General features: G+C 65.1%; 20 protein-coding genes and 1 tRNA gene. 5 read left to right on the top strand and 16 right to left on the bottom strand.

Annotated features, from left to right (window positions below):
* Positions 1-65: 65 nt before the first annotated feature.
* Together J2Y54_RS06525 and J2Y54_RS06520 are read left to right on the top strand one after the other, a co-directional pair.
* On the top strand, positions 66-2390 hold the full coding sequence (locus tag J2Y54_RS06525) for a TonB-dependent siderophore receptor (protein WP_310037948.1): 2325 nt from the start codon (positions 66-68) through the stop codon (positions 2388-2390).
* An 80-nt stretch (positions 2391-2470) separates the two neighbouring features.
* Positions 2471-3154, top strand: a complete 684-nt coding sequence (locus J2Y54_RS06520) for a Fe2+-dependent dioxygenase (RefSeq protein WP_310037946.1) — start codon at positions 2471-2473, stop codon at positions 3152-3154.
* Between the two features lie 169 nt (positions 3155-3323).
* Here J2Y54_RS06520 and J2Y54_RS06515 read toward each other — a convergent pair whose 3' ends face one another.
* The 6 genes from J2Y54_RS06515 to J2Y54_RS06490 form a co-directional block, all read right to left on the bottom strand.
* The gene (locus J2Y54_RS06515; RefSeq protein WP_310037944.1) at positions 3324-4199 is read right to left on the bottom strand and encodes an FAD:protein FMN transferase; all 876 of its coding nucleotides are present in this window, start codon (positions 4197-4199) and stop codon (positions 3324-3326) included.
* A gap of 98 nt (positions 4200-4297) precedes the next feature.
* Positions 4298-5128 carry a DUF4198 domain-containing protein gene (locus J2Y54_RS06510; RefSeq protein ID WP_310037942.1) on the bottom strand — a complete coding sequence of 277 codons (831 nt, stop codon included), beginning with the start codon at positions 5126-5128 and terminating at the stop codon, positions 4298-4300.
* 112 nt (positions 5129-5240) lie between these two features.
* Positions 5241-5744, bottom strand: coding sequence for a DUF2271 domain-containing protein (locus tag J2Y54_RS06505; protein WP_310037941.1), 504 nt, complete (start codon positions 5742-5744; stop codon positions 5241-5243).
* 15 nt (positions 5745-5759) lie between these two features.
* Positions 5760-6407 (bottom strand): PepSY-associated TM helix domain-containing protein, encoded by a 648-nt coding sequence (locus J2Y54_RS06500; RefSeq protein ID WP_310037940.1) that lies wholly within the window; start codon positions 6405-6407, stop codon positions 5760-5762.
* 230 nt (positions 6408-6637) lie between these two features.
* Entirely contained in the window at positions 6638-11269 is a 4632-nt protein-coding gene (locus tag J2Y54_RS06495; protein WP_310037937.1) for an NAD-glutamate dehydrogenase domain-containing protein, read from the bottom strand.
* A gap of 177 nt (positions 11270-11446) precedes the next feature.
* Entirely contained in the window at positions 11447-12727 is a 1281-nt protein-coding gene (locus J2Y54_RS06490) for a hypothetical protein (RefSeq protein WP_310037936.1), read from the bottom strand.
* 181 nt (positions 12728-12908) lie between these two features.
* Between J2Y54_RS06490 and J2Y54_RS06485 the strand changes: the two genes are divergently transcribed.
* Positions 12909-12984, top strand: a tRNA-Thr gene (locus J2Y54_RS06485).
* 29 nt (positions 12985-13013) lie between these two features.
* Here the strand turns inward: J2Y54_RS06485 and J2Y54_RS06480 are convergent.
* From J2Y54_RS06480 to J2Y54_RS06455, 6 genes are all read right to left on the bottom strand, one after another.
* Positions 13014-13814, bottom strand: coding sequence for a hypothetical protein (locus J2Y54_RS06480; protein ID WP_310037934.1), 801 nt, complete (start codon positions 13812-13814; stop codon positions 13014-13016).
* Positions 13815-13841: 27 nt separating this feature from the next.
* Positions 13842-14078 carry a hypothetical protein gene (locus J2Y54_RS06475; protein ID WP_310037933.1) on the bottom strand — a complete coding sequence of 79 codons (237 nt, stop codon included), beginning with the start codon at positions 14076-14078 and terminating at the stop codon, positions 13842-13844.
* A gap of 68 nt (positions 14079-14146) precedes the next feature.
* On the bottom strand, positions 14147-14515 hold the full coding sequence (locus J2Y54_RS06470) for a hypothetical protein (protein WP_310037932.1): 369 nt from the start codon (positions 14513-14515) through the stop codon (positions 14147-14149).
* Positions 14516-14694: 179 nt separating this feature from the next.
* Complete coding sequence (locus J2Y54_RS06465; RefSeq protein WP_310037930.1) at positions 14695-15105, bottom strand: hypothetical protein; 411 nt, start codon at positions 15103-15105, stop codon at positions 14695-14697.
* A gap of 95 nt (positions 15106-15200) precedes the next feature.
* The gene (locus tag J2Y54_RS06460; protein ID WP_310037928.1) at positions 15201-15497 is read right to left on the bottom strand and encodes a hypothetical protein; all 297 of its coding nucleotides are present in this window, start codon (positions 15495-15497) and stop codon (positions 15201-15203) included.
* A 315-nt stretch (positions 15498-15812) separates the two neighbouring features.
* Complete coding sequence (locus tag J2Y54_RS06455) at positions 15813-17444, bottom strand: DUF5906 domain-containing protein (RefSeq protein WP_310037925.1); 1632 nt, start codon at positions 17442-17444, stop codon at positions 15813-15815.
* An 80-nt stretch (positions 17445-17524) separates the two neighbouring features.
* Between J2Y54_RS06455 and J2Y54_RS06450 the strand changes: the two genes are divergently transcribed.
* Positions 17525-17689 (top strand): hypothetical protein, encoded by a 165-nt coding sequence (locus J2Y54_RS06450; RefSeq protein WP_310037923.1) that lies wholly within the window; start codon positions 17525-17527, stop codon positions 17687-17689.
* 37 nt (positions 17690-17726) lie between these two features.
* On the opposite strand, the gene J2Y54_RS06445 is transcribed toward J2Y54_RS06450, so the two are convergent.
* Positions 17727-18227 carry a DUF305 domain-containing protein gene (locus J2Y54_RS06445; RefSeq protein ID WP_310037921.1) on the bottom strand — a complete coding sequence of 167 codons (501 nt, stop codon included), beginning with the start codon at positions 18225-18227 and terminating at the stop codon, positions 17727-17729.
* A gap of 707 nt (positions 18228-18934) precedes the next feature.
* Between J2Y54_RS06445 and J2Y54_RS06440 the strand changes: the two genes are divergently transcribed.
* Positions 18935-19477 (top strand): isochorismatase family cysteine hydrolase, encoded by a 543-nt coding sequence (locus tag J2Y54_RS06440; RefSeq protein ID WP_310037920.1) that lies wholly within the window; start codon positions 18935-18937, stop codon positions 19475-19477.
* 12 nt (positions 19478-19489) lie between these two features.
* Here the strand turns inward: J2Y54_RS06440 and J2Y54_RS06435 are convergent, their stop codons facing one another.
* The 3 genes from J2Y54_RS06435 to J2Y54_RS06425 are packed head-to-tail and all read right to left on the bottom strand — an operon-like array spanning position 19490 to position 21003.
* Positions 19490-19972 (bottom strand): DUF892 family protein, encoded by a 483-nt coding sequence (locus J2Y54_RS06435; RefSeq protein ID WP_310037918.1) that lies wholly within the window; start codon positions 19970-19972, stop codon positions 19490-19492.
* A 30-nt stretch (positions 19973-20002) separates the two neighbouring features.
* Entirely contained in the window at positions 20003-20206 is a 204-nt protein-coding gene (locus J2Y54_RS06430) for a hypothetical protein (protein WP_310037917.1), read from the bottom strand.
* 11 nt (positions 20207-20217) lie between these two features.
* Complete coding sequence (locus J2Y54_RS06425) at positions 20218-21003, bottom strand: SDR family NAD(P)-dependent oxidoreductase (protein WP_310037915.1); 786 nt, start codon at positions 21001-21003, stop codon at positions 20218-20220.
* Position 21004: the final 1 nt, after the last annotated feature.

Below are 21004 nucleotides of genomic sequence, written 5' to 3'. Positions count from 1 at the left end.
ATTAGTCTTGACTGTGCGAACGACTCTCAATAGCGAGCGCCCCAAGCAATACTAAAGGGGTGTTCATGTCCAATCCGTCGTCGGACGGCCGCAATGCCGGTCCTGCCTTTCTCGCCCTCGCCGCCATCGGCTTTGTCGCCAGCGCGCCGGCCTATGCCGCCGAACCGGCCGACCCGGTCGCCGAACAGGATCGCGCCGATGTCGTCGTGACCGGCAAGGAAGTGAAGTCGGAGCAGGAAAGCCCCAAGGCGACGCGCCCCGTGCGCGACACGCCGCAGACGGTGACGATCCTGACCGCCAAGACGATCGAGGAGCAGAATCTGCTCACCCTGCGCGACGTGCTCTCGACCGTGCCGGGGATCACCTTCGGCGCGGGCGAAGGCGGCGCCGGCTATGGCGATTCGATCACGCTGCGCGGCTATTCGGCCAACACCGACATCACCGTCGATGGCGTGCGTGACAGCGCGCAATATACCCGTACCGACAATTTCGACCTGGAGCAGATCGAGGTCGTGAACGGCGCCAACTCGGTCTATGGCGGCGCCGGATCGGTCGGCGGTTCGATCAACATCGTGACCAAGCGCCCGCAGGAGCGGACCCAGGTCGTCGTCAATGGCGGCGTCGGCACCGACGACTATTATCGCGGCACGGTCGACGCCAATGTCCGTGCGAGCGAGTTCGTCGCCGTCCGCCTCAACGCGATGGTACACCAGAACGACATTCCCGGCCGCGATGTCGAGAATTACGAACGCTGGGGCGTCGCCCCCTCGGTCACGCTCGGCATCGGCGGGCCGACCAGCCTGACGCTCAAATATGTGCATCAGGAAGATACCAACATTCCGCAATATGGCGTGCCCTATTATGTCGGGTCGGGCGGGCTGATCGCCGGCGTCGATGCCAGCGACTATTTCGGCTATCGCAATGTCGATATCCAGAAGACCAATGTCGATCAGGCGACCGCGATCTTCGAACATGAGTTCAGCAAGTCGCTCAGCATCCGCAACCTGACCCGCTGGCAGGATGTGCGCCAGTTCATCCGCGTCGCGCCGCCCCAGGGCACCTTCTGCCTCGCGACCGGCCTGACCCCGCTCGGCGCGACCTGTGCCACCCCAGGCTATTATGTCCCCGGCGGTCCGCGCGGCAACACCCGCGAGTCGCGCAACCAGCTCGGCTATACCCAGACCGATCTGCGCGCCGAATTCGGCACCGGCGGGATGACCCATACGCTCGTGCTCGGCTTCTCGGCGGCGTGGGAGAAATATTTCCTGCGCAGCGGCAATTCGCTGCGCAATGCCGACGGCAGCAACCCGAATGCCGCCGGCTGGCCGCTGATCAACATTGCCAACCCGAATGACGTCGTCGCGGGCCCGGCCGGCTTCAGCTATGGCAGCAACGTCTATACCGGGCCGGTCAACTTCATCCCGACCCAGCACCAGAATGGCGAGCTGGAGAATTTCGCCGTCTATCTGTTCGACACCATCGCCTTTTCCGATCAGCTCGAGCTGAACGGTGGCGTGCGCTACGAGCATAACAGCGGCTGGTATCGCGCCGACACGGTTGCGTCGTCGGGCGCCAATCTGGGCCAGGTGGCGCCGGGCACGCGGTTCGAGAACAGCGACAATCTGTTCAGCTACCGCGTCGGCCTTGTGTTCAAGCCGGTGCCGGCGGTCAGCCTCTATGCCGCCTATGGCAATTCGAAGACCCCGTCCAAGACCTCGGTCAACGGTTCCTGCACCGCCGCGACCTGCAACGTGAAGCCCGAAAGCGCGCTGAACTATGAGATCGGTGCCAAGGCCGAACTGATGGGCGGCGACCTGTTGCTGACCTTCGCCGCGTTCCGCAACGAGCGCGATCAATACAAGGTCGCGTCGGTCGACCCGCTGATCCCCGAACAGCAGCTCGACGGCCGCTCCCGCGTCAACGGCATCGCGCTGGGCGCGACCGGCCAGATCAGCGACGCCTGGTCGATCACCGCCAACTATACCTGGCTCGACAGCAAGATCCTGCAGAACGCAGCGGATGGTGCGGCGACGGACCCGGCGGTCGGGGCCGAGCTTCAGAACACGCCGACCCATTCGGGCAGCCTGTTCACCACCTACACGCTGCCGTTCGGGCTGCGCGTGGGCTATGGGGTCACCTATCAGGGCGAGTTCGCGCTGAATGTGCCGACCGACACGGTGAAGGACATTTTCCGCGTGGCGGATTACTGGGTCCACAACGCCTATCTCGCCTATGACATTGGCGAGAATTTCACCGCGCAGCTCAACGTCAAGAATGTCACCGACGCGGATTATTTCACCCGCGTGCGCGCCAATGCCGGCACCACGGTCGGTTGGGCGACGGCGGGCGAAGCGCGCTCGGCGGTACTGACGCTCGGCTACCGCTTCTAAGGCTAAAGGGGGAGGAGCGGGTGGGGGCCATCCCTGTCCCCCGGCTTCCATCCGCTCCGACCCCCTCTTAGAGATACACGATGCTGATCGCGATTCCCGACCTGCTCGATCCCCTTGGCGTGGCCGCGCTCCGCCGGATCATCGACGATGGGCCGTGGCAGGACGGGAACGCCACTTCGGGCCATCAGTCCGCGCTGGCCAAGCGGAACGAGCAACTGCCCGAAGCGAGCGAGGCCGCGCATCAGGCGGGCCGCATTGTGCTCGACGCGCTGGGCAAGTCGCCCTTGTTCTTCGCCGCGGCGCTGCCGCTCAAGGTCTATCCGCCGCTGTTCAACCGCTATGGCGTCGGCCAGACCTTCGACATCCATGTCGACAACGCCATCCGCATCCAGCGCGGCACCGATTTCCGCATCCGCAGCGACCTGTCGATGACGGTCTTCCTCGAAGACCCGGCGGCCTATGACGGGGGCGAACTGGTGATCGAGGATCAGTTCGGGGTGCAGCGGGTCAAGCTCCCCGCCGGCCATGCCGTGCTCTATCCCTCATCCAGCCTGCACAAGGTCGAACCGGTCACGCGCGGCGCCCGCGTTGCGTCCTTCTTCTGGATCCAGTCGATGATCCGCGACGATGGCGCGCGCCGCATCCTGTTCGACCTCGATCAGAGCGTCCAGCGGCTGACCGGACAGCTCGGCGGCACCGACCGCAGCGTGATCGAACTGACCGGGGTGTACCACAATCTGCTGAGGCGTTGGGCCGACGCGTAGGTTTATCGTCGGCCCGGGCTCGACCCGGGCCGGGCTAGTCAATCCTCCCCCGCAAGGGGGAGGTGGCACGCGCAGCGTGACGGAGGGGGAGGAAGCACGACGGTTGAGAGGACGCAGCCGTCCTCCCCCTCCGTCGCCTTCGGCGCCACCTCCCCCTGGCGGGGGAGGATTAGTCGAGCATTGCCCGCATTGCCGACGACAGCCACTCGCCGCTTCCCCGCACCGCCAGCTGCACCGCCAGCCCCTCACGCTCGGCCAGCGCCATCGCCGCCTCGGGCTCCAGCACGGTCAGCGCGCTCGCCCAGGCATCGGCGTGGCAGCAATCGGCGTGGAGCACGGTGACGCTCGCCGTGCCATGCGCGATCGGGCGGCCGGTGCGCGGGTCGATACTGTGGCTCCCCGCAGTCGAGGTGCGGCGATAATCGCCCGAGGTCGCCACTGCGATCCCGTGCAGCGCGATCCGCAGCGGCGCGAGCGCCATGCCCGGCGGCGGCTCGACATCGACCCACCAGGGCTGGCCATCGGGCTGGATACCCGCGCCGACCAGCTCGCCGCCAATCTCGACCAGAAAGTCGCTGCACCCGAACGCGCGCAGCCGCGCCGCCACCGCATCGACGGCATGGCCCTTGGCGATCCCCGACAGGTCGAGCCGCGCCGGGCGCGTGCGGCGCAGGCGAAGCAGCAGCGGGTCGAGCGCGATCGCCCCGGGGCCGATTGCGGCTCGGGCAGCGTCGATCGCACCGTCCTCAGGAACATCGTCGCGCGGCCCCGGCGGGCCAAACCCCCACAGATCGACCAAAGCCCCCAGCGCCGGATCGAACGCCCCGTCCGACCGCGCCGCAATGTCGAGCGCGACGGTCATCACCTGCACGAACTCCGGCGCGATGCCGTGCCAGCGGCCGGGGGCGGCGGCGTTGATCCGGCTGAGCTGCGAGGTCGGTTCCCAATGGCTCATCTGCGCGATGACCTGCGTCAGCACGCCCGCAATCGCCGCTGCGACCCCGGGCGGGGGCGCGACGATCGCTGCCGACCAGCGCGTCCCCATCGATTCCCCGCCGAAGCGCTCCACAACCGCATGCGCCCGCCGCCGGTGAAAGGCAGCGGGCGACAGCGTTGCTGGAATGGCGATGCGGGGGGCGGGCGTCAGGGCGCCATCACCTCGACCGTCGTGACATAGCTCGCGCGGCGTGCGCCGGGAGCAGGCGGGGCGCCTTCTTCGCCGCCGGCGCGCGGGGTGGTGACGTTGATCCAGGTCATGCCGGGATCGCTCCACGTGATCGTGACCTTGCCATCCGCGCCGGTCTTCAGATCCTGCTGCTTCAGCTGGTCGCGATAGCGGATGCCGCCGGGGATCACCGTGACCGCCAGCCCAGCGGCCGGCTTCCCGTCGAGCAGGAACTGGAAGGTCGCGTCCTCACCCATCACCAGGTCGTTGGGATGGGTCACCGGAACCAGCTCGATCCCCTTGCCGACCGGCTTGAACACGGTCGTGGTCGGCTCGCCCGCGGTCACGAAAATCTCGTTGCGGTTGCTGTTGATCGACGTGCGCACATCGGTCGCGCCTGCGGGAATCACGCTGGCCAGCTTATCGGCGGTGGTGCCGCGCGGGATCCGCACCTCCTCGCCATTCAGCTTGTATGACCCCATCACGCCCTCGCTGGCGTAAAAGATCTTGTAGGTGCCGCGCTGCTGGATCTGCACGTCGAGCGTGGTGCGATAGCGGCCGGTGGCCTTGTTCTTGACCTCACCCGCCGTGCCATCGGGCAGCATCACCGCGATATCGGCGCGCAGCGGCTGATGCTCGAAATAGAACAGGTCGTTCGACACGGCGGCATCGACCGTGACCCACACATCGGCGCCTTCGCCCGACACGACGGTCATCGACGGCAGCATCCACTGGCGGTGCGCCTGAACGCTGGCGGGAATGGCGACCGCGGCGACGGCGGTGGCGATCAGGAGATTGCGGAACTTCATGTGATTATCCCTTTTGCTTGGTTGCGGCACCGGCCCGCTCCTCCACCCGGCCACCCAACGACAGTGTATTCTATGGGTGGCCGGGTGGGGGGGCGGGCCGGTGCCGGGCGCGTCAGCGCCTTACCGTCAAAGTAACTGCGCCCAGCTCGGACGTGCCGCTGGCGCGGGCGGTGCCGCCCTTGGGCAGCGAGAAGGGGATGCGGACCAGCTCGCGCCCGCCCACTTCGCGCGCGGCCTCGACCACCAGCGTGTAATTGCCCGGACCCAGCTTGGGCTTGAAACTCACCTTGTGCGTGCCCGGTGCCTTGGTCGCGCCGGTCACGCCGGCGGCGGGAAAGCGCATCGTGCGGCCCGATGCGCGCCACCATTGGCGCACGTCGCGCAGCCACTTGGTGCCCTCATTGTTCTTCAGGTCGACATCATACCATACCGACAGCGTTTGCGCCGGGCCGCCCTCCTGCTCGATCCAGATCGCGACATAGGGGCGATGATATTCGGCGACGGTCAGGCGCGGAATGGTGACCGAGACGTCGAGCGTCTGGGCCATGGCCATTCCCGGCGCGAACAGGCCCGCGCCGATCGCCGTGGCGGTCAGTCCGGTCGTGCGAAACTGCATGGAGTGCGGCTCCCTTTAGATATGGATGAAGAAGATCGCGAGGATCGCGGGGATGACGAGGCCCGCACCGACCAGCGGCCAGGTGCTCGGGCGGTTCTTGGAGTGCATCTGCAACAGCACCAGGCCGGTCAGCGAAAACACGATGCAGGCGAGCACGAAGATGTCGATGAACCACTTCCAGACAGTCCCGGAATTGCGGCCCTTGTGCAGGTCGTTGAGCCACGCGATCCAGCCACGGTCGGTTTGCTCGGTCGTTACCGCCCCGCTCGCGCGGTCGATCGCGACCCAGCCATCGCCGCCGGGGCGGGGCAAGGCGAGGTAGATTTCATCCGCCGACCATTCGGCTGCGCCGCGCGCATGCTTGATGTCCAGATTGCCCTCGACCCATTCGGCGACCGGCGCGGGCAGGGGCTTCTTCGTATCGGCCGCGTCGTCGGGCTTGATCGCGGGCAGCAGCGGCGCGGGCAGCTGTGCAGCGCGCTCCACCGTCTGCGGCGATCCTTCGATCTCGGCGGCGTGGTTGAGGGTGAAGCCGGTGATCGCGAACAGCAGCAGCCCGACCAGACTGATCGCCGAGCTGATCCAGTGCCAGGTGTGCAGCTGCTTCAGCCAGAAAGCCTTGCGGCTGCGCTTGGCACGCGCGGTGGTGGTGGTTCCGTGCATCGAATGAAAGGGCCTAATTGCGATTCGTTCGCAGCATTAGCGAGAGTGATTCGCAATTACAATCGGGTGCGCACATGTGACAATCTAATCCTCCCCCGCCAGGGGGAGGTGGCACGCGCAGCGTGACGGAGGGGGAGGACGCACGACGTCGGCGAGGACACAGCCGTCCTCCCCCTCCGTCGCCTTCGGCGCCACCTCCCCCTGGCGGGGGAGGATAGCCATTCAATCGGTCACCGCCCCAGCAGCACCCGTGCCTGCCCGGCAATCTGCGCCAGCATTGCCGCGTTCGGCGCCGGGGCCTTTTTCGCGCGCTCGACCAGCGTCACAAACTGCGCGACGCGTGCCGCCTGTTCCGCCAGCCAGCGCTCGACTTCGGCGAGCGGATCGGTGCCCGTGCCACGCGCCAGGAATTCGAGCCGCAATTGCTGGAAGTCGCGCGCCAGGCCCGCGATCAGCAGCCGTTCCCATGGATCGCCCGCGACGATCCGCGCGGCATTGGCCTGTGCCCAGTCCAGCCCCAGCGCCTGCCCGAGATGGGTGAAGGCATGGGTCAGCTCGGTCTCGCCGATGCCGCGCCGCTGGCCCAGATCGGCCAGGCCCACCGCGCCGTCGAGTTCGAAGATGCGCACGATCTTCGCGACCAGCTCGGCCGGCGCGCCCGCCGCCTCCAGCTGCGCCGCGATGCGACCCGATTGCGCCAGCGCCTCTTCCTTGAGCAGCGCCTTGGCCTGCCGGTCGAGGCTGTCGATCCCCGGGTTCAACCGCGCGAGCATGCCGGTGATGTCTTCGCCCGGACGGCATACGCGCAACAGGTCGGCGATCTGCGACCGCGTGGCGACCGCCACTTCGTCGATCAGCGCGATGCGCGCACGCTCGCTGATCTGCGCAGTCTCGATCGCCGCCCAGATGGCGGGCAGGCCGAACAGGCGCTCGGTCACCACGAACATCATCGCGATGTCGCGCAGCGATGCGCCCTCTTCCTCGGCCAGCTCGAACGGGTGCAGTACGCCAAGGCGATTGACGATGCGGTTGGCGAGCTTGGTCGCGACAATCTCGCCGCGCAGGCGATGGTCGAGGATCGCGGTCTTGAACCGCTCCTGCATCGCGGGCGGGAAGGCGGCGATCAGGTCGCTCTCCAGCGCCGGGTCGAGCCCTAGCCCGCCGGTCTCGATCGCGTCCTGCAGCGCCAGCTTGCTGGTGGCGAGCAGCACGGCGAGTTCGGGACGGGTCAGCCCCGCGCCATCCTGCGCGCGGCGCAGATATTCCTCATTGGTCGCCAGCCCCTCGACCGTGCGGTCGAGCCGGCCGCCGGCCTCGAGGATCTCGGTCAGCCGCACGAAGCTCGGCACCGCGACCGGACCGTCATTCTCGAGGAACGACAGCGCCAGCGTCTGGAGGCGGTTATCCTCCAGCACCAGATGCGCGACATCGTCGGTCATCGACGCCAACAGCGTGTTGCGGTCGCCCATCTCCAGGCGCCCTTCGATCACCTCGCGGTTGAGCGCGATCTTGATGTTGACCTCATTGTCCGAACAATCGACGCCCGCCGAATTGTCGATGAAGTCGGTGTTGATCCGCCCGCCGCGCGCGGAAAAGGCGATGCGCGCCGCCTGCGTCACGCCCAGATTGGCGCCCTCGCCGATCGCACGCGCGCGCAGATCCTCGGCATTGACGCGCAGGCGGTCGTTGGCGGGATCGCCGACCTCGATATGCGCTTCGGCCGCGGCCTTCACATAGGTGCCGATGCCGCCGAACCAGATCAGGTCGACCGGTGCCTTGAGGATCGCGGAAATGAGCGCGTTCGGCTCCATCTCCTCCGCCTCGATGCCCAGCGCCGCGCGGACCTGCGGCGTCAGCCTGATCGACTTTTCCGACCGCGCGAACACGCCGCCGCCGGCGGAAATCAGCGCCGGATCATAGTCCGCCCAGCTCGACCGGGGGAGGTTGAACATGCGCTGCCGCTCGGCCCAGCTGGCCGCCGGATCGGGATCGGGGTCGAGAAAGATGTGGCGATGGTCGAACGCGGCGACGAGCTTGATCGCCCTGGACAGCAGCATGCCGTTGCCGAACACGTCGCCCGACATGTCGCCACAGCCCGCGACGCGGATGCTCTGCGTCTGCACATCGGTGCCCAGCTCCAGGAAGTGGCGCTGGACGCTGACCCATGCGCCCTTGGCGGTGATGCCCATCGCCTTGTGGTCGTACCCGACCGACCCGCCGCTGGCGAAGGCATCGCCCAGCCAGAAGCCGCGCTCGATCGCGATCGCGTTGGCAACGTCGCTGAAGGTCGCGGTACCCTTGTCGGCGGCGACCACGAAATAGGGGTCTTCGCCGTCATGGATCACGACGCTGTCGGGATGCACCACCGCGCCGCTGACGATATTGTCGGTGATCGACAGCAGCGAACGGATGAAGATGCGATAGCTTTCCTTGCCTTCCTCGAACCACGCATCGCGGTCGATGACGGGAGAGGGGAGCTGCTTGGGATAGAAGCCGCCCTTCGCGCCGGTCGGCACGATCACGGCGTTCTTCACGCGCTGCGCCTTCATCAGGCCGAGGATCTCGGTGCGGAAGTCGTCGCGCCGGTCGGACCAGCGCAGCCCGCCGCGCGCGACCGGACCGGCGCGCAGATGGATGCCCTCGACCCGCGGCGAATAGACCCAGATTTCGCGCCACGGCAGCGGCGCGGGCAGGTTGGGCACGCGGCTGCTGTCGAGCTTGAACGCCAGCGCCTCGGCGGCGGCGGGGGCGTAGGCATTGGTGCGCAGCGTCGCGCGGATCACGCCGGAAATGGCGCGCAGGATTCGGTCGTCGTCGATCGCGCTGACCGCATCGAGCCCGGCGGCGATCGCGGCATCGGCGGCGGCGATGGCGGCAGCGCTGTCCTTGGCGCGTGCCGGATCATGCGCGGCGGCGAAGCGGTCGACCAGAGCGGTGGCGACGGCGGGCGCGCGGCGCAGCGCCTCGACCACCGTGACCAGGCCATAGGACAGGCCAGTCTGGCGCAGATAGCGGAACCAGGCGCGCAGCAGCACGACCGATGCCGGGGCCAGCCCCGCCTCGACGATCAGGCGGTTGAACGCGTCATTCTCGGCGCGCAGTTCGAGCACTGCGGCAATCGCGCCCTCGACCGTCGCGGTGTCGCCCTTGAGCGTCCCGCCGCCGGGCAGCTCGACCTCGAAATCATGGATATAGCCATCGGCATCGCCCGCCAGCGCGGTCGGCACCTCCTCGATCACGCGGAATCCGAAATTCTCGAACACCGGCACTGCGTCGGACAGCGGCAGCGGGCCACCGAGGCGATAAAGCTTGATCCGCAGCTTGCCGTCCTGGTCATAAATGCGGACCGAACGGGCATTGATATCGGCCAGTCCGGCGATGCGGACGATGTCGCGCGCAGCCTCCTCCGGCAAATTGCCGTTGCGATAGCCGAACGGGAAGCAGGGGGCATAGCGCAGCGCCAGCCGCGCGGCGCGCGACGGGGTTGCGCCCGCGTCGCGCAAGGCGACCTCGACCGCCGGCAGCCAGCCGCGCACCATCCGCTCCAGCTCGTCATCCAGCGCTGCGGCGTCGGGCATCCGCCCCTCGCCGCGCAGGTCGAGCGTGTAGCGCAGCAGCGCGACCGGCCCGTCCTCCAGCGCGATCGACCAGCTGAGCAGCGAGGCATGCGCCGCGCGCGTCAGCATCTCGCCAATCGCCACGCGGCGGCCGGTCGACACCTCGTCGCGCGGCAGCCAGACAAAGGCGAAGAGATGGCGGCCCAGCGCGCTGCGGATCAGCACCAGCTTGGGCCGCGGGCGATCGGTCACCGACATCGCGGTGAGCGCAATCTGCTCCAGCGCCTCGGCCGGGAAGGCGGTGGTCAGGTCGTGCGGCAGGCCGGTCAGCGCATGCGCCAGCGCCTTGCCGGTATGGCCGCGCGGGTCGAAACCGAACTTGCCCTCCAGCCCGGCAATGCGGGCGCGCAGCATCGGCACCTCGTCGGGCGTGGAATGCAGCGCGGCGCTGGTCCACAGGCCGGCATGGATCGACAGGCCGGTGACGCGGGACACGCCATCGTCGCCCTTGGTTCGCAACGGCACCAGCACGAGGTCGAGCGGCGCGCGACGATGCACGGTGGAGATGAAATTGGACTTGAGCAGCAGCGGCGGCTGGCCGCCCTGTTCGAACCACTCGATCGCGAGCGCGCGCGACGCATCGGCGAGCAGCGGCGTGTCCAGCTCCATGCGACAGATCCCGGCTGCGTCGGTGACGCTGCCGTCGCGGTGCCAGATCTCGTGCCCGACCAGCGTCATGCTGCCGCCCTGGAACCAGCGCAGCAGCGCCGCGCCCTCGGCGTCGGCGATCTTGTTGGCGTCGTCGCTCATCGCGCGGCGCAACTCGGTCCAGTCGGTCACCGCGGCGCGGACATGGCCCAGATTGCGCTCCAGATCGCGGACCAGCCCCGACCGGTCGCGCGCGTCGGCGCGCTCCATCTCAATATAGACCATCGATTCGCGCGATCCGCCGCTGCCGATTCCGGCAAGCGTACCGTCGCCCGCGCGTTCGACCGCGACGACGGGATGAATGATGCGCCGGATTGCAATGTCATGCGCGGCGATCGTCGCGGCGATCGAATCGACCAGGAACGGCATGTCGTCATTGACCACCGCCAGCCGCATTGCGCGGCTGTCTTCGCCAAGCCCGGTTTCGAGCGCGATGCCCGGCGTGCCGGGCGCGCGCGTCGCCGCGGCCTCCGCCACGAACCTTGCGGCCGCGGCGCGGGCGGTTTCGTCGAACCCCTCCAGCTCCCCCGGCAGGGCCCCATCGGTGAGGCGCGCGTGCAGCGCCTCGGCGAGCGACTTGATCGGCGTCTTGCTCATGGCTGCACGCTATGCGCCCGCGCGCGGCGCGGCTCAAGGCTTGCTGCAGCGCACAGTAACATTTGAGACTAAATTGCAGCGATAGCGGTATCGCGGGACAAAAAAATGCGCGCGAACCGGGGTTTTCGTGCCGGTTCGCGCGCAGCTCGGGAGAAAGGGATGGGGCGGGTCAGCCGATCATGCCGCGGCCTTGCGCAGCGCGCGGTTGGACAGGGCGGCGTCGTCCTCGATCCGCGCGACGATGTCGAGCTGTCCGTCGCTTCCGGCGCGGGCGAGCAGCAGGACGAATTCTTCCGTGCCGGCGTCCATTCGGACCTGTGCCAGCGCCGGGCGCGCGCGCAGTTCGGCACGGACCTGATCGAACAGGTCGGTCGGGGGCGCCGCCTTGCGCAGCGCACGCTCGGCCTTGACGATCCCCTTGATGCCGCCATCGGCCGCGCCGATGAAGGCGTCGAGCCCGCCTTCGGCCACGTCGTGGCGGCGGGCATGGCGCATCACTGCGGCGAATTCGGTCAGCCGCGTCTTGTCATAGTCGGCGCCGAACACGAGCTTGGCCGCGGCCGTCATCGGCGCACGCGGTTGCGCCTTGATTCCGGCATCGGCGAGCAGTTCGGCATAATCGGCGGCATGGAGTTCCGACGCGCGCGCGAAATCATAGGCACGCGACAAGGCGCGATAGAGCGACGACCGGCTGCGCGTGTCGGCGGCGCGCGCGGCGGCGGCGGTTTCGCGGGCGATCAGCAGCCGGTCGGCGAGCGATTCGGGCGCTGGTCCCGCGACATCGTCGGACGGGACTGCAGGCTCGGGCGCCAGGTTGAACCCGCCGCTCGGGCCGTCGGCCCAGACCGGGGCGCTGACGAGCGGTGCGGGCGCGGTGCGGCGGGCCTCTTCGACCTCGCGTTCCAGCCGCGCCTGGGTCTCGGCGTCGACCAGTTCCTTCCAGTTGATCACGCCATAGATGAAGTCGATCGCATCGCCATCCGACGAAAACGGCATCAGGATGCCGCGATACAGCGTGTTGTGCCCGCGCTGGCCGACAAATTCCGCCTCGAACCCGATGGGCGCGCGATTGGCGATGATCTGCAAATAATGGTCGGTCAGGCGCGAGAGCAGCGACCGGCTCGGCACCGCGCCGACATGGGTGATATCGGCGGTGACGCCGCATTCGTCGCGCAGCGAGCGGCCAAGATAGCGAATCGCCGGATCGTCGACCCCCTTGCTGAAATCGAGTAGCACGCTGTGCGGCCCGAAATCGGCGATATTCTCCGGGTCGAGATCCTCGATCGCGGGATAGGCGCGACCGTGCAGCAGCGAAACCCAGTGATTATAAGCGCGGACATGCATCCGCCGCTCGTCGCTGCCGATCGATAGCCGGTGTTCGGCGGGACCCGAGTCGCTGACGCCATGATCGTCATGGTCGATGTCGGGGCGGCCGTCGATTCCGCGGGCGGTGTCCATGCGCATGCTCCACTCAGGGCCGCAGCCCCATTGCGCGACGACTCTGCCCCGCTTGTGGTAAACACCGCGTAAAGCCGAACGGTCGGCAAATCGCGGACCCGGTTTCGCCGACTAGCGCTTGTCAGCCCCGCACAACGCTGGTAAGCGCCGCCACCTTCACCGGCACATCGCGCCGGTGCGTGCCGCTTTAGCTCAGTTGGTAGAGCATCGCATTCGTAATGCGGGGGTCACAGGTTCGAGTCCTGTAAGCGGCACCACCTAACCATCTGAAAAGCAATGATTTTTCTCAGGGTCGCCTGATGCGCGGCGCCATGTCGACGATTTTGGTATCGCACTGGTATCGCAGATGGACCTTGGTCAGCTTGCCAACGTCGTCCCACAGCGACTCCACGCCGTCCACGAACTCGCGAAGATACTCAGGCCTCAGGTGGCGGTAGTGATAGGCATTGGTCCCTTGGCCGCGATGCCCCGCAGCCGTTTCAATCTGCGCTTGCGGGACCCCACGGCGATGCATCTCGGTGGTAATGGTGTGCCGTAGCGTGTTTGGGGAGCCAAGGCCGACCAGCTTGGGGCGCGGCACGGTTTCGCCCAGCTTGGCTCGTGGCGGTAGCCAGATGTCGTCGCCGGCAGCGTCGCGGGCGTGTTCGCAGATGCCCGCCTCGATTAAGGTCTTCTCGAATGCTTTCTTGATGCTGACAACCGGACGCAGTTCTGCGCAGCTTTCACCTGTTGCGGCATCGACGAAGCGTCGTTGCCACTGGATCGCGCGGCCGGGATAAACTTCCAGCCATGGCGCGAGAGTAGGGCAGATGGGTACGGTCGAGCGTCGCTTCTTGGTCTGGCTACGACCCGGGGCATTGAAATAGATGATCCCATCACGGACCTGTGTACGCTTATCCAGTTCGAGCACGGCCTCCACGCGCGCATTCGTGCTGAGCATGATCATGGCGAACATGTGGATGTGGCGACGGTCCTCGCGCGCCCACGCCGCTTCGAGCAAGGCCGCAATCTGGTCCACCGTATAGACAAGGTCGCGTGGCTCGCCCTTCGACTGGACGTTGGGGATGCGCGGAGCCGACGCAATCATGTTGCGCTTCCAGGCCCAGTTCAGCGGCTACTTCAGAGCTGCTGTATCGCGCGCAATCGTGTGGCCACTGACGCCCTGTGCGGCGCGCCAGACGTGGAAACGTTCCACCAATGCAGCCGAGATGTCGGCAACCGTTGGCGGCCCGAGCAATCGTCCCGCTCGCTGCTCTTCAGCGAAGAAGGCCTGCCAGTGCGCTACGCCGTTCGCGTAGCGGACCGGGTCCCTGAGCTTCGGTTGAGCGTGCTCGAGCAGCCAGTCGGCCATGAGCTTTTCGACGTAGATCGAGGCCACAGGTGCCTGAACCGGCCGCTGCATTGCCAGGTAATGCTCGGCTAGGGCGTCTTGGGCTGCTTTTGGCGGGTGATCCGCATCACCGCCGCTGATGCCGAGCGACTTGCGGCGTGTCCGACCTCGCTCGCCGTCTCGCCCGGCGTCGTACCAGCAAATGCTCCAGTCATCGCGGTCCCGCCGATACCAGAGCCAGAAGTCTCCGAGCTGATAACGCGCAGCTTGGGGGGTGTCTTTCGTTCGGCCGGTTCGTTGTCTTGTAGGCATAGGGCGTTGAGTTCTTCAGCTTCGAGGGAGGCGATGACTTCGTAAATGCGGGGCGACAGCAGCGCCCTGACGTGCGGCTGCTCGAGGTGAAGGCGGCTCCCGTTGCGCGCCGCCTTCCTCAGCTTGTCGGCCAGTTCGTGGATCACCTGCACGCCTGACCTCCGGTGACGGCTGTGAGCGCGCGGGGAGCTTCGGCCGAAGGCGAGGCTCCGGTGGGTCGATTGGGGGAGATGCGGTGGGTCACGGTCGGCTCCAGAATTTCGGGAGCAGTCCAGCTATTGGAGCATTTCATCGCAGAGAACCCCTTCCGAACACCGAAGCTAGGTTATGGGTTCGATTTTCCGGCAGATGCCTCAGCGGACCGTGCTGCCTGTTCGGCACGCTCGAAAAGAACGTCGTCCGCAGCTGCTGGCAGCATCCGGTGATCGATGCCGTCCCAGACGAACGCGGGGCCGTCTTCGCGTGTCGGGATCAGGATGTGCAGCGCGCTCTGCATCCCGAATTCGGCGTGGCCTGGCTCGCCATGCAGCGCTCCTGCCCACAGCATCTTTGCTGGCCATGTGACCGCGTGGCCGAGCGCCACGATCGTGATGTCGAAATCGACGACACCCTCCAGTGGTTGAGGGCTGGTCGTCTGCATCTGAGGCGGTGTGACCGTCTGATCCGGGTCCAGCTTCACCGACCGGGCCAGCTTGCGAGCTTGGGCGTCGGTCAGGCGACGCAGGACTTCGTTCATGACGTGATTGGGGACCATCTATGTTACTTTCGAGGGCACGCGCCGACCAGCCCGCTGACGCGCAGCGGGTGGCCGTGCTTGGAGTGGGGATGCGGTTAGGCGCCGGGCAGCGCGGTCTGGGCCTGGATCAGGTCGGCGAGATCATCGAGGATCAGACGCCGCTCGTCTTCCGCAGACAGTTGGTCTTCCCAGCGGATCTCGAGCTTGTGTAGGACCGCGGTGAGTGAAGGCGCGGGCAGCGCCATGAGGTCGTCCTGCGCATCTGCGCGTGCCCGCTCGAGCGCATCGCGCTCATGTGGCGGGGCCTGCTCCAGCTGCTGGGTCAGGCTCAGGTAGTGGGCGTATTGGGTATTCCATGCGTCATGCGACGCGCTAAGGGCTTCGACAGCCATCGACTCGATCCTTCTACGATCAGTTGTTGGTCAGGGCCGGTCGAGGTTGCCGCCTCGGCCGGTCCGCTCCGTGAAGTAAGAAGGCGGGAATCCCGCGTCAACCGCGAATGGCATTCATTTCTTGGCGCGATTGGTGTTGACAAAACTTGTAGTCAATACTCACGCAGAAATGTCGCCTTTTAAGCCTCTTTTGCAGTCCTCGCTCTGTCTCGTGTCTTATGTCTACCTTCCATTTTCCTTTGGAAGGATGGAAGAGAAGACAGAAGGTGCCCCCCCTGCAGGAGCACTGCAGGGGGCTGAAACCTTGCCTAGACGTTAGACGTTAGTCGCTCCCTCCTTGCCGTTGGGGTTTCCGAGCAACATGGCGCCCATGAGGCCCCTGAAGTCGCCATCCCATCCTCGCTGCTGACCGAGCTTCACGGCGCCCACCTCTTCAAGCGCCTTGATGAGGCGCTTCGAACTGAGGTCTCGGGCGAGGTGCCCGAGGCCGATTTTCACTTGGTCGAGCGTCACGACGTCGCGCTGGAAGGGGTAAGCGCGGTCCTGGATCATCAGCGCCAGATCCTGGGCAAGCTCGGAACGGCTGTGCTCGATCAGCCGCTGCTTTGCAGTCGTCATTGGCGGGGGCGCAAACGGCTTGAACTCGGTCAGATCGACCTGATCGAGATGGTGCCGGATCACGCCCAGATTGGCGCGCCACCACTCGTTGAACCGCACGTGGTAGTCCGCTTCGCGGCGAGTCGCGGGTGAGTCGATGAAGAAGAAGCGACGATCCTTGTCTTCGATGAGCATAGGGCTGGCGATGTTGGTAAGAAACACGAAGGTCGCGTAGTTGGGCCAGACCCGCGGACGCAGATACTTCTCGTTGACGATCGCCTTGTCGCCGGTGATCAGGTCCTTCAGATCGTTGTAGACGCGATGCCCCTGGCCCAGGTTCAGCTCCTCGCACAGGATCAGCAACCGACCGGGCAGATAGCCCTGGTAATCGCTGTTGAGCTCCTTCGAGGTGGTCTTGCGAACATTGGACTCGCCGATCAGCTCGCCCCAGATCGACATAAGGGTCGATTTTCCGGTCCCCTGCTCCTGCGTGCGAAGCAGCAAAGCGTGGCTGAGCTTCTGCCCCGGATAGCGAACCGTCCAGGCGATCATCTTTACCAGGTGCTCGCGCTCATCGTCTTGGGGAGCGAGATGCGTGAGGAAGTCGACGAACGGCGCGGCGTCACCATCGACCGCAACAACGGATGACGGCTTGTAGGTGTTGAGAAATGTGGCCCCCTGCCGCTCGATGCGCTCGCTCGGGTCAAAGGGATCGAACATGATGTCCTGGAACTTGCGGGTATAGCCCGCGCTCAGGAGGTAGGACGTGAACAATCCGTCGCCGTGATGCTGGTGACTGAACGACCCGTCGAAGCCTGAACGCTTCAGGTAGGAGCCGCTCTCGACGTGATAGAACTGATCCTGAGCGCCAAGATAGACGTACTCAGAGGCTGTCCGCAGCCATGGCGTTGGTTCGCCCGAACCAGCAACCCGAGCACTTTCCAGCGTGGCTTGCACTTCGCTCGGGGCCAAGCCGATCGCAAGCGCCGCTTCTGCGAGGGGCCGCGAATAGTCGCCCCAATCAGCACCCGCGCCCGCGCAGTCGCGAGCGAAGGCGACCGCCACGCGGAACAGGGTGTTGTTGCGCTTGCCGTCCTCGGCCTCTGTGATCTCCTTGGCCGCGTTCTTCGCCGCGGTGGCGATGTACCGGAGCGGCCCCTCATTCGTTACCGGAACTCCCCCGGAAGAGGGCGTCTCCAGCTTACGCTTGGCGCGCCCCTTCGCGGGCCCCATTTGCTGAAGGGCAAGCGGAAACTCGGCAAAGGGGACTTCGCCGGGGGCGATCATCCACTCGTACGGAACGCCGTTTTCATGCACCGACCCCGGTGCGACGACATACATCTGCGACATATTCGGATCGTTGCCGCTGGCATCGGGATGGTCCTGCCGCCAATGTTCGTGAACGACACGTCGATCTGCCGATCATCTTCATGACCGGGTTCGCCGACACTCAGGTAATTGTGGATGTGATGGGCTCAGAAGCGAAAATTCTGCAGAAACCCTTTCGCTTTCCTACGCTTTTGCGAGCACTTGTGGATCAGGGCGATGTCATCGCCGCCCGTGCCGAAAAGGCGACTATCGTGGACAGCATTTGATACTTCTGAGTACGCATTGCGCGCGGGTGCGCTGACATCAACGCTGGTTACTGGCGGGGCGAGAGAGGGATGATCGCTCCTCATCTCCCGAGCGCTCGTTCTCCAGCGCAGCGATGAGGGCTTTCATTTCAGCAATTTCGCGGACCTGCGCCACGATAATCTCATCGGCAAGCTTGCGTACCCGCGGATCGCTGATCTTCGCGCGCTCACTGGTCATGATGGCAATGGAGTGGTGCGGGATCATCGCCTCCATATAGGAAATATCATCAACCGTTTGCTGACTCCGCACGAGCCAGAGCATTCCAATTCCGACGATCATACTGGTGACGACGATTGCCATCTTTGCCCGACCGCCGTCGTACATCGACCACATGAAGCACAGCATGACGACAGCCATCGCAGCTCCCATGAGTACAGCCATCCAGACGCGGGTTTGGCTAAACGTCACATGGTCGAGGGCATAGGTGTTGAGGTACATCAGCCCAAACATCACAACCGTCGAGGTCGTAATCATTGCCAAGAAGCGTCGATAGTTCATCGCTGGTCTCTTCCTCGATCATTCGCGGCTATTCGCTTGCACGCACGTGACCAGCTGACCGCACGTCATGGTGCGTTCTCATCAATGTTTCGGTTCGCCGTTCCTGCAGTAACTGTCAGTGCGCGGCGGAGCCGCCTACCGTGAACTGAAGCCTGAAATGCGCATGGCAAAAAATTGCACGCTCAAAAAATACTTGAGTAACTCCGGCAAGGGAGGATGGGCGTGTCTATCTTCGCCTAGGTGAAACATGCATCGTATGGAATGACAATTTGCACAATCGGCAATGCAAGGTTGGGATAACTGTTGATTGAAACAGTTAATGTCGTTCCACGATCCCCATTTTCAGTCTCTCTCCTGCCGCCAAGCGCTCATATCTTGCCGCCATCATTCTATGAGCTTCCTGTGCAGATGGGTTGGCGCTACGCTCTGCCGCTCGTCGCTCCTGCATAGCGCGCTCACGGTAATAGTCAGCATCCTGCATTTCTACCTCCATTGCCTCAAAGTGGTCCCTTGGGCTGGACCCGGCCGGCGTTATGCGTTGCATCTGGGGTTAGTTCTTCAACGCATCTCGGCGGCGGAGGTTGCCCGCCGAAGCGATCATGTCGTTTGAGCCCGCAACTGCAGTTACTGCGTTGTCGCGGATCATGACCAACTCATCTGACGCGCCAGGCGCACCTACGCGAGACCAGCCAAGGGACCGGTCTGCATTGTTGATCATCGACATGATCAATCAGTTCGATTTCGACGATGCTGCGTCCGCACGCCAGCAGCTCATCGATGTCGTCCCCCGGATCAGGGCGTTAAGGGATGCTGCGGACCGCGCCCAGTCACCGGTTGTCTACATCAACGATAATTTCGGGGAGTGGCATTCCGAGCGGTCGCGCTTGATCGCCCGTGTGGAGGACCATGAGGAGATCGCGCCGATCCTCCCGCGGCCTTCCGACTATTTCGTTATCAAGCCTCAATTCTCCGGCTTCTATGCGACCAATCTCCCCGTGCTTCTGCCGAAATTGGGGGTCAACCGGCTGATCCTGTCGGGGATCGCAACCGAGATGTGCGTGTTCGTTACCGCTGCTGACGCCCATATGCGGGACTATCGACTCTGGGTGCCAGGGGACGCGGTGGTATCAGTATGCCCTTCGCACGGCCGTGCCGCGCTGGAGATCATGCAGCACTCAATGGGCGCGCAGATCGTGCCTTCGACCGATCAAAATGTCTCGTGCTGGTTTGAGCCGGCCTCTGAAGGCTGAGGCGCATCTGCCTCACACTTCCTCGATCAGTGCCACAAGTAACTGCTCCAGCCGCGCGTCGGCCTCGATCTCGTCGTCCCGGCAGGCGTTCAGCGTGGCGCGAGCCTGCGCGTCGGCAAGGCGGCCCGCCAGATGGATGGCGGTTTCGTAACTGACACGCTCGCTTTGCTTGCCCTTCCGAAAGGCACCGCACAGCGCGATATCGCGTAGTTCGCCAGCCATTATCGTCTTCGCATCGCGGGTAGCGTCGTCCAGAATGGCGCGAAGCCAGATATTGGGCGGCCCTTTCAGCGCTGCCCCGCGTTCGCGCAGCACCTCTGTGAGCCGCTGCGCCTGCGTTTCTGCTCGCGAATGCTGGTCAGCGAGAAACGTCTTTATCCCATTACCTGCGTGCTCGCCCAATGTGTCGGATCGTTCGATCCAGGCCTGCTTCGCGTCCAGCAAATCCTGGATCGCCACGATGAACAATTCCGCAGTGGTGGATGTCTGAGTCATGTTTCAGAAGCCCAGCCAACAGATTATGCTTTAACCGTCCGCGCGATCCTTCGGATAGTCCTCGGGCTTTACCGTCCCGACGACTGGCCGGTCCTCGACCGCCTCGGGGCGCTGGCCGCCGGGTGTATCCTGTTCGCGATCGAGCGTATCGCTTGGTCTGCGCGCGTCGCCCTCGCGTTGATGTTCGGTCGACAGGTTGGGACGCGGCTGGGTTTCGCTACGTTCTTCAGTCATCATATCTCTCCTCAATCCTTGGCCGACCCCGGCTCGGCCATTCCGCGATGCATCTCTGCCAGTACCGACTGGGGCACGACCCCTGAGGCGGCGACCTGCAACTTGTTGCTGACCCCCGATACGATATGGCCCTTGCCCGCCATCATTGCAGACCAGCCATCCCGCGCGACCTTGGCCGGGTCCGCCTTATCGTCATCCTGACCGACTTCGGTGTCGAGCATGCCGGCGCGGGCGAAGAATGCGGTATCGGTCGCTCCGGGCATCAGGGTGGTGAGCGTGACCCCATCGACGTCCTTGAGTTCGTTCCGCAGCGCTTCGGTGAAATAATTGATGAAAGACTTGGTCGCATTGTAGATCGCGTTGAATGCGCCAGGAATATATCCGGCGATCGAGCCGGTCACGAGAACCCGGCCCTCGCCCCGGGCCACCATATCTCGAAGCACCTTCTGCAGCAGATAGACGGTGCCAGTGACATTGGTATCGATCGAGTGCCGCCACTTGGAGATATCCTGCTCAAGGAACGGTCCGCCTGTTCCCACGCCCGCGTTGGCGATCAGGACGTCGATCGGACGGCCTGCAGTGGCGGAGAGCAATTGATCGACACCGTCGATACCGGACAGATCTGCCTCGACCGACTCGACTTTAACGTCGTATTTGCCGAATTCCTCCGAAACTCCCCGGATCTGGGGTTCGTCAGCGACGACGATCAGGTCATAGCCCTCCTGCGCCGCGAGCCGCGCAAGTTCGAGGCCAATCCCGGTCGACGCGCCGGTGACGACTGCAAGCTTGTTGGACATG

It is taken from the genome of Sphingomonas sp. BE123, from assembly GCF_031456015.1.
In the GTDB taxonomy this organism is placed as follows: domain Bacteria; phylum Pseudomonadota; class Alphaproteobacteria; order Sphingomonadales; family Sphingomonadaceae; genus Sphingomonas.
Note: the sequence above shows the minus strand (reverse complement) of the source record. Positions and strands in the feature narration are given on the sequence as shown.